The sequence below is a fragment of the Nocardia sp. NPDC006982 genome, assembly GCF_042869435.1.
GTDB lineage: Bacteria > Actinomycetota > Actinomycetes > Mycobacteriales > Mycobacteriaceae > Nocardia.
In genome coordinates, this window is sequence record NZ_JBIAFV010000002.1 from 510581 (window position 1) to 523254 (window position 12674).

The 12674-nt window shown below is 65.9% G+C and carries 14 protein-coding genes; 5 read left to right on the forward strand and 9 right to left on the reverse strand.

All coding sequences use genetic code 11. The features are described 5' to 3' along the window. Window positions 1–138: 138 nt before the first annotated feature. Complete coding sequence (locus ACFYOW_RS11270) at window positions 139–384, forward strand: hypothetical protein (RefSeq protein ID WP_063045741.1); 246 nt, start codon at window positions 139–141, stop codon at window positions 382–384. Window positions 385–443: 59 nt separating this feature from the next. Here the strand turns inward: ACFYOW_RS11270 and ACFYOW_RS11275 are convergent, their stop codons facing one another. Then, window positions 444–1247, reverse strand: coding sequence for a hypothetical protein (locus tag ACFYOW_RS11275; protein ID WP_387286792.1), 804 nt, complete (start codon window positions 1245–1247; stop codon window positions 444–446). 81 nt (window positions 1248–1328) lie between these two features. Next, the gene (locus ACFYOW_RS11280; RefSeq protein ID WP_387286794.1) at window positions 1329–1868 is read right to left on the reverse strand and encodes a lipoprotein LpqH; all 540 of its coding nucleotides are present in this window, start codon (window positions 1866–1868) and stop codon (window positions 1329–1331) included. Window positions 1869–2014: 146 nt separating this feature from the next. Here ACFYOW_RS11280 and ACFYOW_RS11285 point away from each other — a divergent pair, with 146 nt between their 5' ends. The 4 genes from ACFYOW_RS11285 to ACFYOW_RS11300 are packed head-to-tail and all read left to right on the forward strand — an operon-like array spanning window position 2015 to window position 7162. Further along, on the forward strand, window positions 2015–3334 hold the full coding sequence (locus tag ACFYOW_RS11285) for a hypothetical protein (protein ID WP_387287485.1): 1320 nt from the start codon (window positions 2015–2017) through the stop codon (window positions 3332–3334). Continuing rightward, window positions 3334–4365 (forward strand): hypothetical protein, encoded by a 1032-nt coding sequence (locus ACFYOW_RS11290; protein WP_387286796.1) that lies wholly within the window; start codon window positions 3334–3336, stop codon window positions 4363–4365. The genes ACFYOW_RS11285 and ACFYOW_RS11290 overlap by 1 nt, the downstream gene beginning before the upstream one ends. Further along, window positions 4365–5900, forward strand: coding sequence for a tetratricopeptide repeat protein (locus ACFYOW_RS11295; RefSeq protein ID WP_387286798.1), 1536 nt, complete (start codon window positions 4365–4367; stop codon window positions 5898–5900). Before ACFYOW_RS11290 ends, ACFYOW_RS11295 begins: the two co-directional genes overlap by 1 nt. Then, window positions 5897–7162, forward strand: a complete 1266-nt coding sequence (locus ACFYOW_RS11300; protein ID WP_387286800.1) for a CHAT domain-containing protein — start codon at window positions 5897–5899, stop codon at window positions 7160–7162. Before ACFYOW_RS11295 ends, ACFYOW_RS11300 begins: the two co-directional genes overlap by 4 nt. Window positions 7163–7166: 4 nt before the next feature. Here the strand turns inward: ACFYOW_RS11300 and ACFYOW_RS11305 are convergent, their stop codons facing one another. From ACFYOW_RS11305 to ACFYOW_RS11335, 7 genes are all read right to left on the reverse strand, one after another. Then, complete coding sequence (locus ACFYOW_RS11305; protein WP_387286801.1) at window positions 7167–8006, reverse strand: alpha/beta fold hydrolase; 840 nt, start codon at window positions 8004–8006, stop codon at window positions 7167–7169. Between the two features lie 140 nt (window positions 8007–8146). Further along, a complete protein-coding gene (locus tag ACFYOW_RS11310) occupies window positions 8147–8566 on the reverse strand; it encodes a hypothetical protein (protein ID WP_387286803.1) in 420 nt (139 codons plus the stop codon). A 34-nt stretch (window positions 8567–8600) separates the two neighbouring features. Then, the gene (locus ACFYOW_RS11315) at window positions 8601–8957 is read right to left on the reverse strand and encodes a nuclear transport factor 2 family protein (protein ID WP_387286805.1); all 357 of its coding nucleotides are present in this window, start codon (window positions 8955–8957) and stop codon (window positions 8601–8603) included. A 143-nt stretch (window positions 8958–9100) separates the two neighbouring features. Beyond that, window positions 9101–9589, reverse strand: coding sequence for a GNAT family N-acetyltransferase (locus ACFYOW_RS11320; protein ID WP_387286807.1), 489 nt, complete (start codon window positions 9587–9589; stop codon window positions 9101–9103). Window positions 9590–9682: 93 nt separating this feature from the next. Next, window positions 9683–9979, reverse strand: a complete 297-nt coding sequence (locus ACFYOW_RS11325) for a hypothetical protein (RefSeq protein ID WP_387286809.1) — start codon at window positions 9977–9979, stop codon at window positions 9683–9685. A gap of 97 nt (window positions 9980–10076) precedes the next feature. After that, window positions 10077–10802, reverse strand: coding sequence for an amino acid ABC transporter ATP-binding protein (locus ACFYOW_RS11330; RefSeq protein WP_387286811.1), 726 nt, complete (start codon window positions 10800–10802; stop codon window positions 10077–10079). Then, window positions 10802–12592, reverse strand: coding sequence for an ABC transporter substrate-binding protein/permease (locus tag ACFYOW_RS11335; protein ID WP_387286813.1), 1791 nt, complete (start codon window positions 12590–12592; stop codon window positions 10802–10804). The genes ACFYOW_RS11330 and ACFYOW_RS11335 overlap by 1 nt, the downstream gene beginning before the upstream one ends. Window positions 12593–12674 lie beyond the last annotated feature (82 nt).

The window sequence follows — 12674 nt, forward strand, 5'->3', positions numbered from 1 at the left end:
AATCCACAGGAAACAGTCAGATGAACGGGCGACCAATTAGGTCACCCTCAATTTGCGTAGCGTCGTACTCGTGTGCGACTCCCCTCGCAGGAGGAAGATCGGGATCAAGGACATGAGTACATAGTGAGGAGTGGTGCGATGACCTTGTCCGGAGGAAAACCCCCGCTCACCTCGAAGGCGCTGGACTATCTCGATTCGATTCTCGCGGGCGCGGTGGCCGAGGCCCGCGTCGTACTCGTCGATCACGACCATATGGGCGAAGACGGCGACGGTGGCTGCAACAGATGTACCCACCCCACCTGTGTCGGGTTCATCCCGGGCGGTGGTGCGGTCTGCAAGCGCCCCACCTGCCAGCACAGCTTCTTCAGCCACCGCGTCTTCTGACGCACAAACAAATATTGCTCCCGTTCGATGATGAACGAGAGCAACATTCTGTGCCGGGGCTACGCATTGACTTGCAGTGCGATCACGACCTCTTGTTCGTTCTCCGGCAGATAGTGCACCTGGATGATCCGACCGACCTGCACCTGGGCCACGCTGGCGGGCGGCAGGAACTTCTCCACGCTCGCGGTGAAAGTCGTTCCGTCGGGCCGGGTCACCACCAGGCCGAGCTCGATCTTGGAATACCCGTTACGAATTTCGCCGGGCACCGCAAGCGATTGCACGACGGCCTGAGCGGTAATGCCGCGCTCGGCGATATCGAGTTTGGCCTTGGTGGTGAAGCCCTTTCGGATCATGGATTCGTTCATGGCGCGCTGGGCTGCCGACATATCGCCGGAGCGGTCGACCTCGACCTTGTCGGTGCGGTCGGGCAGATAGCGCACCGGCAGCACGACACCGGGCTGCAGCAGGGCGAGCTCGGTGAGCGGAACGATCATTTTGGCGTGCGAGTGGAAGATCTTGCCGTCGACGCCCTCGACGCTGAAATCGATGCGGATCTGCGGCTGGTCATTGACGGTCAGCCCGGTCTGGCGGAAGGACCTGATGGTTCCGATGCCGACCAGACCATCACGGAACGCCGAGCTGTTGTTGCCGGTGAAGGCCGCCATAATGCCCTCGCCGGTGAAGGCGAAGACGATCGGGACGATGGTCAGGGCGATGATCGGCAGCGCCATCTGCGGCCCGACCCAGGCCAGCATGCTGTCGTCGAAGGGTCCGGAGCTGGTGTAGGTGAAGCCGTGCCAGAGGTAGTAGCCGATCGAGAGGACGAAGAAGGCGGCGGCGAGCGAGCGGGCGATGTTTTTCATGGTTTCCCCTGTGTATGAAGTGATTTGGCCCGTTCACGCCTCTTGTATCAAGGGGCGTGAACGGGTTTGTCATGGCACGGGTCAGCCGCCGACCACGGTGGAGCAGGCGAAGGTGATGTCGAATTTCGAGCTCTTCGGGCTTGCGGTCGGATTGGTGAGGTCGGGCGCGCCGACGCCCTCACCGGTGACCTTGTAGGTGTTGCCGTCCTTGACGACCTTGGCCGAACCGCCGGGCATGCCGTTGCCGAAGCCGAGGGCGTAGGGCAGGCCGTTCGCGCCGCCCTTGCTGCCCGCGACCGCAACCGCCTGGACGTTGTCGGTGCCGGTGATGGAGGCGCTCACGCTCAGGGTGCCGTAGGTGGCGTTGTTGGTGTCGCTGAGCGCGAGGGCGAGGGTGCCGCCCTGCTTGGCGCAGGTGGTCTCGAACTTGCCGTCGAGCGCCTTGCCGTCGACCGAGGCGGTCGACTTGCCCGACGCCGGTGCCGGGGCGGCCGAGGTGCCCGGCTTGGCCGAGGTGGTCGGCGAGCTGCCCGAATCGTTACTGCATCCGGTGACGAAGAGTGCGAAAGCGGCGGCCGAGGCGGCGAGGGCGGCGGAGATGCGGACCGGCTTGGTGTTCATGATCTGTTCCTTTTGCTTCGTTCGGCTCCGGTGTTGGGCCGATACGAGAAAGGTAGGAATCGAACGCGCCCTACCGATCCCAGGTTTTCCGGAGTCTGAAACAGAGGAAGTTCCGTTAACCTGGTCGAATGCGACGGCCGCGCGCGATGGTGCTGGACGAGGTTTGGCGCCGACTCGAGGGCGTCGAACCGCTCAGTGGACCCCACGGGGGGCCGCTGCGGCGGACCGTGAAACTCATCCTGGATCCACTGGTCATCCGCCCCGTGCAGCATCCGCTGTGCGCGGGCCCCATCCTCACCGCCGACGGCGCGGTGCTGCTCGCCACTCGAATCCATGCCGCCGCCGACGTGCTGCGCGCGACGGCGGCCTGGTTTTCCCTGCTCAAACAGGTCCGGCGGGCGCTGCGGATCACCGAGGGCAATCCACAGGATCTGTATTTCCAGCGCGCCTTCGAACTCGCCACCACATCGGGCATGCCGGATCCGTCCCGTGACCGGGCAACCGCCGAGGCGACACTGCGCGATGTCCACGAATTCGCGGCGGGGCGCACCACACAGGCGCTCAAGGAGTACATCACCGCGGGTGCGCGGACTGCCGAACTCGACTCGTTGATCGATATCGCGTGGGGACGACGTCCGGTAGGCGGGCCGACCGGAGAGCACGCCGAACTGCTCGCGGCGCTGCTCGATGCGGCCGCGGCGCGCGACGGTCGCAGCGCCGACGGGCAGCGGACATTCGATGAGCTCGTCGCCACCCATGCCGGGACACACGGGGGAATCCGACTATGGGGCAACAGCTTCGAGCCGACAGCACATCATCTTGGGCTCACAGCGGTACCGGTTCCGCAGCCACCTGCGCTCGGTTCGTCGGCCTCGAAGGCCAGTCTCGGACTGCCGTTCGATCGCACCATCTACGAGCGCGTATTCACCGTGCTGCAGGCGTCGAGTGAACGGGCCGAACTGCCGCCCATTCCGGAATTGGTGACCATGGAGATCGCCCGAAGTTGTTCGCCCTGGGCGCTTTTGGATGAATCACTACGGGTCGCCGCGACGGCCGGGACCGCGCTCGCGCTCGGGTTGCGGCCGATCGCACTGCATGGCGCGGAGTCGGCAGCGGCCGAAACCGCGGCGCATCGGGTGATCAATAGCCGCTGGCAGCGGGAGGCATACGTCCTGCAGGCCCGGCGGCTCGCGGTGCGCACCGATATCGAAATGCCGAGTGGCCCACTGGCGGCCATCGCGACCGAGCTGCGCACACCGTGGCGGCCATATTTGCGGCGGCTGTGGGTCCGCCTGCACGGACGCGATGTCCGGGAATTCGGCGTCTACGAGCCGGACGAGCTATGGGATCTGCTCGACGGTGTGGCGCGCTCGGTCATGCTGGACCATCGCATGCGGGTCAAACAGGCGCTGAGTGTGAGTTCCCTGGTCACCGAGTCGGATCCGGCGGAATCGAGGGCGAGCTGATGAGCGGGATCGTGCGGATCGAACCGGCCGGAGAAGGAATCTGGATCATCGCGCCCGACGGAGCGCCGACGGTATTGGACGGTGCCGCGGCGATCGACGCGATGGTCCTCGAGGTGGTCGGCGGTCATCTGTCGTGGAGTCTGCTTGCCGGACAGACGATTCCGGCGGCGGTGATCGATGATGTCGAGCTCGCTCAAGACTGGTTGTGGGCGGTGTACGGCGAACGGATCGCCATTGCCATCACCGACACCGAGAGCGGTGGCACCGAATTCACCGACGTAGCCGACCCCGCGGTGCCGAATCTGGTGGCCGCTGCCTGGCGGCTCGGGTTCGCGTATTGGGCCGCGCGCTGGTGGCCGGCCTCGACGATCGATGGCATCACTGCGCTCGACGATCGGCTGCTGGACCAGGAGATAGCGACACTGCGCACGAAGTGCGAACCGCTCCTCGGTGATGACGAGCCGGACTCAGACGATGAGTTGCCTACTTCTGTCGAAATACCGACTCGTGCAGAGGATTATGCGCTCGCCGCCGGTGGCGCGGCCGATCGGCCGGCCGGGGCGCTGTCGCTCGGTCACGGCACGGGCGGATGGGACTGGCGGCGCTGCCCGCCCGGCCTCATCGACGCGTCCGAACGGGCGGTGTCCTGGGAATCGACCCGAAGTTCGGGCACTACGACGGTCCGCGTCACCGCGGTAGCCGCGCCCCAATTGGGCTCGGACGCACCGGCACACCTGCACCCGCGCGCCCTCATCACCACACCCGTCGGCACCGCCGAGGCCGAGCTGGATCTGGTCGGCGATCTGTGGACCGGCGCGGCCACCACGCCTTCGGATTCCGTTTCGACGGTGGATGTCTACGTGCCCGGCGTCGGTGCGCCTGGCGCATCCGAGCTGGGTGATCCCGAGATCCGGCGACAGATTCGTGAGCTCGCGGCCGCACGGCTGCGTCGGGCTACCGCAGCGGACGATGCGGTCGATGCACCCCTTCTTGCCGAAATCGCCGCCGCCGCATCGGATTCGGACTTCTGATGCCGGCCGATGACGGTCGCGAGCGACTCGCCGAAGGAGCGGCCGCCTATCAGCGCGGCGATGTCGCCGAGGCCAGGCGACTGTTCGAGGAAATCGCCAGGACCAGCACGGATGGCGTGCGGGTCAGCGCGCTGGTCAATGCCGCGAGCATGTCAGATGAACTCGGCGATCATGCCGGGGCCATCGTCATGTTCCGCGAGGCGCTCGCGGAAATGCCCGCGGACGCGATCGAAAAGCGGCCCGCCGCACTGATCAACCTCTCCCAGGCATTGCAGCACGTCGGCGATCTCGATGGTGCGCAGGAGGCACTGGAGCAGGCGCGCGCACTGCTGACCGAACACAATGACGAGAGCATGCAGCGGGTGGCCTGTCTGCTATCGCTGACCGCGGTGGCATTCCATCGCCAGAGCTGGGCCTACGCCATCGAACTCGCCACCGAATCATTGGATGCGGCAGTGCGTTTCGCGCCGCACCTGGCCGGACATCCGCTCTCGACGCTCGGCGGGATCTACTTCGAGACCGGACGGCGCGATCTCGCCGTCGACTTCATGGGTCAGGCGCTGGCGGCCTTCGATGCGGCCGGTGATCGCAATGCCGTCGCCGAGACGGAACAGAATCTGGCCGTCATGTACGTCAGGTTGGATCGGTTCGACGAGGCGGAACCGCCGCTGCGGTCCAGCCAGGAGTATTTCGAGCGCGCCGAACTCGGATATCGTGCGGGCGTCGGGCTCGAGACCATGGGGTTTCTCGCCGAGGGCCGTGGCGATACCGATGCGGCGCATCAGCTCTATCGCCGCAGCCTCGACTATTTTCGAGAATCCGGTGCGGTGCTCGATGCCGCCGATGTGCGAGTGCGCCTGGCGACCGTGGCGTACTCGAACGGACAATACGGCGAGGGCGAGACCCTCATCGGCGAGGCCTTCGCCGCGTATGCCGAGCGCGGTCTCGGATTGCACTGTGCCCAAATCGATTTCTGGCATGCGGCGCTATTGGAGTCGGTCATCGAGGCGGCCGAATCCCCGGATGCCGAGTTACTGGGGCGGGCAATCGGTCTCGCGGTACCGTCGGCGCTGGCCATCGATGCCGTGCGCTACACCCTGCCCAATGGCAATCAACGCGAGAAATGGAACCGCCAGATCGCCGATCCGGCAATGCGGATGGCATTCCGGTTCGCCTATCTGTCCGGAAATGGTCCGCTGATCGTGGATCTCATCGAAACACAGTGCGCGGGTACGACATTGGATATCGCCAGATCAGCCGCCAGCGCACCGCCGCGGCTGCCGCTCGAACTATTCGAACCACCAGCTGAGCCGGCGCGACCCACGGTGCAGGTCGGGACCGGGCCGCAGAGTGGGTCGGCGCCGCAGTTGGGCACGGCGCTGGCCTCGGTCGCGGCGAGCGCCGGACTGCCGGTGGTGCCACCGCCGCGGGTGGCCGTCGCACCGGACGGACATATCGCATTGGCCGGGTATATCGAGGCCGCCGAGCTGCGGTACGGGCATCCGGTGCGGGACAGCCGGGTGCTGCCCGCATGACCCTCTCGGAACAACCGACCGTCATGGTGCGGATGGCGGATGCTGGCGATCTGTACATGTCGTGGCGCTGGTTGCGCAACGAATACGCCGAGGGTGCGAGCATGCTGCCCGGGGATGCGATCACCGATGCCGTCGAGCAGTTCGCGCAGGCGCTGCCGAATCCGGCGCTGCCCGGCGGACTCGAACGTGCCATGACCAGTGGCGCTTTCGCCTCGTACGACACGGAATATCTTGTTGCGCAGTCACTTTCCCGCGCACTGCTGCCCTATGGACTGGCGGCACAGTTGTACGACCTGCACATGCGCGGTGTGCGTCCACATATTCGGCTGCAACCCTCGCCCCGGGTGGCTCAGATCCCGTGGGAGATCATCGCTCCCAGCCCGGAGCTGCGTCTGGTGGATATCGCCGATATCAGTCTGCTCGCTCCCGCCAGTATTGTGCACGGTCAGGACCGCACGGCGCGTGCCTGGTCCGAGACGAGCACCCTTCCAGTGGTTGCCGTACTCGACCCGCGCGTCCCGGGCTTTCGCGCCGATTCCGCACTCGGCTCCGTCCTCGGACGGATGGACCCCAAAGCTCCACTCGCCCAACGGGTTGCCGAATATTCGGCCGAGGGGCGACTACTGCCCGCGGTCGACGATCCGATCGACGCATTCCGCCGCACGGATATCGATCGCAGCTGGTTGAGCGAAGCACTACGCGGCGGTGCCAGCCGCCTGACCTATGTGGGGCACGTAACCGCCGCAGCCCCCGAATCCGGCCAGAGCGAAGCCTCCGAACTACACCTGGCCTGCGACGCCGAATCCGTCGGCTTCGCCACCCCGCTCCGAGCGCACCGCCCACTCTCGGCCAAGGACCTACTGCTCGGCACCCACACCCTGACCACCGATCCCGTAGCCGGACCACAACTCTGGCCCATTCCGAGCCGAGTCGCGCTGATCGCCTGCGAAAGCGGCGGCGATATGCGCTTCAGCGAGGCCCTCGGCCTGGTCGCCGCCATGATCAACGGCGGCGCCGAACTGGTCACCGCCAGCCGCTGGCCGCTCCCCACCGACTTCGCCTTCCAGCGCCTCGCCGGCGCACCCCCCGAAGCCCACCCCCTGCAAGACGCCATCTGCGCCATCGACGCCGCCCACGAACACCCGGACCCGGTGACCGCCCTCGCCACCTGGCAGCGATCCCGCCTTACCGCCTGGCGCACCACCCACGCCATCGAACACTCCCCCCTGCTCTGGTCCGCCTTCGCCACCGTCCGCACCTGAGCGACTATGTCCGATGGGCGAGGAGGTGTTCCATGATGAGGCGGGTGAGGGATTCGGGGGCTTCTTCGGGGATCCAGTGGGCGGTGTCCTCGAGCATTTCGAAGCGGTAGGGGGCGGTGACGTGGGCGGCGGTGGCCAGGGCGGCGGTGGAGCCGACGGTGGGGTCTTCGGTGCCCCAGACGTAGAGGGTCGGGACGGTGATCGAGGCGGTCGGACCGGCGAGTGGGAAGGCTCGGTACCAGTTGAGGGCCGCGGTGAGGGCATCGGGTCGGGTGAGGCGGTGGATGTAGTCGTCGATGCGGTCCTCGGGGATCTTCCAGTCGAAGATCTTGCGGAGGGCGGCGGCATCATCGGCGACGAGCGCGCGCTCGGGGGTCCGGGGCTGGCGGAAGTAGGTGAAGTGTTGGGCTCGTTGTGCCTGGTCTTCGTCCTCGGTCATGGCCTGCAAGAACGCGGTTGGGTGCGGTTGCGAAACGGCGGTCAGAGTTCGGATTCGTGCCGGGTGGTCGGCCGCCGCTGCCCAGGCGACGTGCGCGCCCAGGTCGTGACCGATGAGATCGAACCGCTGCCAACCCAATTGGTCGGCGATGGCGATGACATCGGCGACCAACTCCTCGACGCGATAATCGGCGACCTTGTCGGGACGCACCCCTGACGAATAACCGCGCTGATCGGGCGCGATGACATGGCAGCCGCCGCCACCGAGGGCGGTCAGCTGGAACTGCCATGCGGTGGCCGACTCCGGAAAACCGTGCAACAGCAGAACTTCGCGCCCACCGGGTGCACCGCTGGTCAGGGCGTCGAAAGTACCGAACTCGGTCGGGATCTTGGTTGCCTCGAGCACGGGCTCGACTCTAGAGGCAGCCACCGACCACAAACGCCGAACGCGGCATCGGACAGTGGGGACGGCAGCCGGCGGAGCCGGCGGGGTCGGTAAGCGCTGCCGATGCCGCGTTTCGCGGGTTGGTCGAGTGGATCCAATATTCAGCGGGCCTTGCGGATGCCGAGGTATTGCAGGGCCGCGAAGCCGCCGACGGTGACTGCCTGCATGACGGTCCAGATCGAGCCGACCAGGTTCAGCTCGAGTGCGCCCTCGACGAGGGCGGCCAGGCTCACCACGACCCAGGCGGCATTACCCGCCGCGACCACGGCGGCGGCCTTGGTATTGATGGTCTTGGCCATGCCGACCAGTGCGACACCGATGCCGTAGAGGGTCAGGAAGATTCCGATCGGGATGCCGATCTTGCTGTCCAAGCCGAGCAGTGATTCCAGTGGGCCCGAAAGTGCCAGGTAGGCAAGGCCGTTGACGGTGGTGACCACCGAGTCGAGCCGCAGCGAGGTGCGCAGCAGGTTCTGACCGGGGGCGAGCAAGGTGGACATGTAAGTGGGGGCAGAGGTGGTCATGACTGGTATTTCCTTCTGGGATAACGAGTTCGGATCAGGCTGCGGCGGGAACTTTGTCGAGGAAGCCGTAGACGTTGGCGATACGTCCGTCCTCGATGACCGCGACATCGAAGCCGACGACCACGGCGGGGGCATCGACGGGGCCCAGCTCCCAGGTGAAACGCACCTGGTTGTGGTGGGCATCGACCGGTCCGGCGAGGGTGAACACCCACCCCGGGAACTGCGCCTGGACACCGGCGATGGCCGCATCCAGTTGGTCGTGTCCGGCGACCGCGGCCAGCGGGTCGATGTAACCGGCCTCGGGGGTGAACACGGCTTCGATTCCGGCCTTGCGGGCGGCGGCATCGGTGGTGTTCCAGACTTCCAGGTACTGCGCGACGAGCTCGTTCATGTTGGCCTCCAAGGCTTCTGATCTGCGGTTTCACTGTCGTTCGTGCTGACAGGAACTACGTTATGAGCAGAGCCATGGGTGCCGAATCAGTCATCCATAAGTACTTTTCGCCGACCTATACGTATGCGGTCAGTGTGCCGGGTTCACAGGTTCAAGAGCATCTCGAATTCCGGCCGCGGATCGTCGGGCGCGATCGTCCCCCGCACCCCGGTCCGCACGAACCCGTGCCGCAGATACAACCGCTCGGCCGCCGTGTTGCCCGCGGCGACCTCCAACCACACCTTGCGATGCCCCACATCGACCGCCCAGTCGATCACCGATCGCACGAGACGATCCGAAATACCGGTCCCACGGGACTTTTCCGCAACCCACATCGAAATCAGGTGTGCCCCAGGCCGTTCGGGATCGTCCAGCCCAGCTGCCGTCCCGACGTCGATGCCGTCGACGCTCGCCACGAACTGCGCCCGATGCGTCAGTAGATCCGACCAATCCTGATCGGACCTGCGCCGCGCCTGCTCCAGCGTCGAGCCGAAGGCGTGCGGCGCATCGGCCAGGGCGCGCAGGCGAATGCTCCGAAAAGCCGCCCAGTCCTCGGGCGTCAGCCGCCGAACCCGTGGATCGACAATCCCCATCCCGCCATCTCTACTCGAATCCGAGTCACGCGGCGAGTCGATTCGGAGTCGCCGAGCTGCGGCCGAGTCGGGCAGCAACTCGGCGCGGCGAGCTCAGTGGTCGTCGTAGTGGCCGTTGTGCGCGGCGTGGTGGTGGCCGTCGTGCAGGTAATCGACGTGGTCGCCGTGCTGGACGGCTTCGTGGCCGCAATTGGGGCCGTGGATGTGGTCGTGGCCGACATGTTCGGTGTGGCCTGCGGGTTCGCATTCGTCCCAGTGGCCGTTGTGCTCGCGGTGCAGGTGGCCGCCGTGGGCGTAGTCGGTGTGGTCGCCGTGCGGGACTTCGGCGTGGCCGCAGTCGGGCCCGTGGACGTGCTGGTGGTCGGTGTGCTCGTGATGCGCTGTGGTCATCGGACCTCCTCGTTCCCACTGCTGGACATGTGGCGCCGAGCGTGGCGACACATTAACAGGTGCGCATCTATCGAGTTTACTAGATGTGTGCTGAGGGTCACAAAACCTGAGCGAGGAAGCGCTGCAGTCGCGGGGTCTTCGGGTTGTCGAACAGAGCGTCGGGTACGCCGGTTTCGACGACCTGACCAGCGTCCATGAACAGCACGCTGTCGGAGACGCTGCGCGCGAAACCCATTTCGTGGGTCACCACGATCATCGACATCCCCTGGGTAGCCAGATCGGCCATGAGCGCGAGAATGCCCTTCACCAACTCCGGATCCAGCGCCGAGGTGGCCTCGTCGAAGAACATGATCTCCGGCTGCATGGCCAGCGCTCGGGCGATCGCCACCCGCTGCTGCTGCCCACCGGACAGATTCGCCGGGCGCGAATCGGCCTTCTCGGCCAGCCCGACCACCTCCAGCTGCTCGACGGCCAGCGCGCGAGCGGCATCCTTGGACAGCCCGCGCAGCTTGCGCGGCCCGAGCGCCACATTCTCCGCGACCGTCTTGTGCGGGAACAGGTTGAAGTGCTGGAACACCATGCCGATGCGCTGGCGCAGCTGATCCGGATCCTCGGTGAGCACCGACTCGCCGTCCAGCAGCACATCACCCTGATCGGGTTCGTGCAGGCGGTTCAGCACCCGCAGCAGCGTCGACTTGCCGGAGCCGGACGGCCCGATGACGGTCGTGGTCTTTCCCGCGTCGACATGGATATCGACGCCGCGCAGCACATGGTTGTGGCCCAGCGTCAGATGCAGACCGGTTCCGGTGAGAGATGCACTCATTACCCGCGCCCTTCCGTGATCGTGGCCGCCTCGACCTGGTCGATGGGCTGGTCGGGTCGGCCGGTGCGCATCCGGTGGTCGATGTAGTTCACCAGGTGCGTCAGCGGGATGGTCAGCAGCAGGTAGACCAGGCCGGCGGCGACCAGCGGGGAGAGATTTCCGGTCTGCGCGTTGAGATCTCGCCCGACCGCGAACAGTTCGCGCTGGGTCGCGAGCAGTCCGAGGAAGTAGATCAGCGAGGAATCCTTGATCAGCGCGATGAACTGGTTCATCAGCGCGGGCAGTACCCGGCGCACACCCTGCGGAATCACCACCAGCGTCATGGCCTGGCGGTAGCCGAAGCCGATGGCCCGCGCGGCCTCCAGCTGACCCGCTTCCACGGATTGGATGCCGGAGCGGAAGATTTCACCGATATAGGCCGAGGCAAGCAATGCCAGCGCGATCGCACCGAGCCAATACGGGTTGTTGCCGGTGATATTGCGCACGACCGGGCCGATGCCGAGTCCGATGATCAGGATGATCACGACGGCGGGCAGACCGCGGAAGATATCGGTGTAAACCCTTGCGGGCCAGCGCAACCAGCGCGTCCGGGAAATGCCGGCGACCGCGAGCAGCATGCCGATGATGGTGCCGAGCACACCCGAAACCAGCGCCAGGATCAGGGTATTCGGCAGACCGGTCTTGAACAGATCGGGAAATGCCTTGCGGTACAGCGACCAGTCGAAGAACGTCTCCCGCAACTGCTGCAATGTCGATTTCGGCGCAGTCTGTCCGCTGTCGGTGGTCTTCTTCTGCGCGGCGATGGCGGCGAAGTCCGGGAGTTGTGGTGCGGGTGCGGCTTTCGAGCCCGGCTTCCAACCGGGCGGCAACTGCCTCGGCACCCAGTCGGCGTAGAGCTTGGCGTAGGTGCCATCGGCGATCACGGCATCGAGACCGCTGTTCAGCGCATCGATCAGCGGCTGGTTGTTCTTGGCGACCGCATAGCCGACGAAATTGTCCAGGCTGAAGGTGTTCTGGATGATCGTGGTTCCGTCACCCGACTTCACCTGCCCCTCGGCCTGCGCCGACGGCGCGACCCAGGCATCGACCTGACCCGACTTCAGATTCGCGTAGGCGGTGGCGTAATCCGGGAACTTCACCGGATCCAGATGCAGCTGGTTGACCACGTAATCGTCCTGCACCGTGCCCTGCACGACGGCGATCCGGTTACCGCGCCCCAGATCCGAAAAGCCCTTGACGGCACTGCCGTTGGGGACAACGAGCGAGAAGTAGCCGAAGTCGTAACCGTTGGTGAATCCGACGCGTTCGCGTCGCTCCGCGGTGGTAGTGATATTCGACGAACCGATATCGAAGCGACCGCCGGAAACCTGCGAGAGCAGCGGTGCGAATTCGGTGCCCGAGAACTCCACCTGGAGGCCGAGTTTCGCACCGATCGCCCGCAGCAGCTCGTTGTCGAAGCCGGTGAACGAGCCCGCCGAGTTCAGGCAGATGCTCGGCGGCGCATCCGAGAGCGTGCCCACCGTGAGTTTGCCCGGCGTGATCAAACGCAGCTTGCTGGTATCGATCGCCGACACCGGCAACGTGCTCGCGGTGGTGTATTTGTCCGCACCCGCCGCGGCCGCCGAGCCGAGGTTCGTCGGTGCGGCCGATGCCGCGCTGAGTCCGGGCGGGCTGCATTGGTCTCGATCGGAGGAATCGTCGCCGGAACCGCAGGCCGTGGCGGCGAGGCCGACGGCAAGCAATAGCACGGCGATCAACGCACGAGACCGCACAGCGGGCAGACCAGCCATGGTGAGGAACCCTAACGTCCGATTCAGGGCTGAAAGGCAGCTACCCCGTGGCGCGTGCGGTCGGCCACACCTCGCCGTCAAG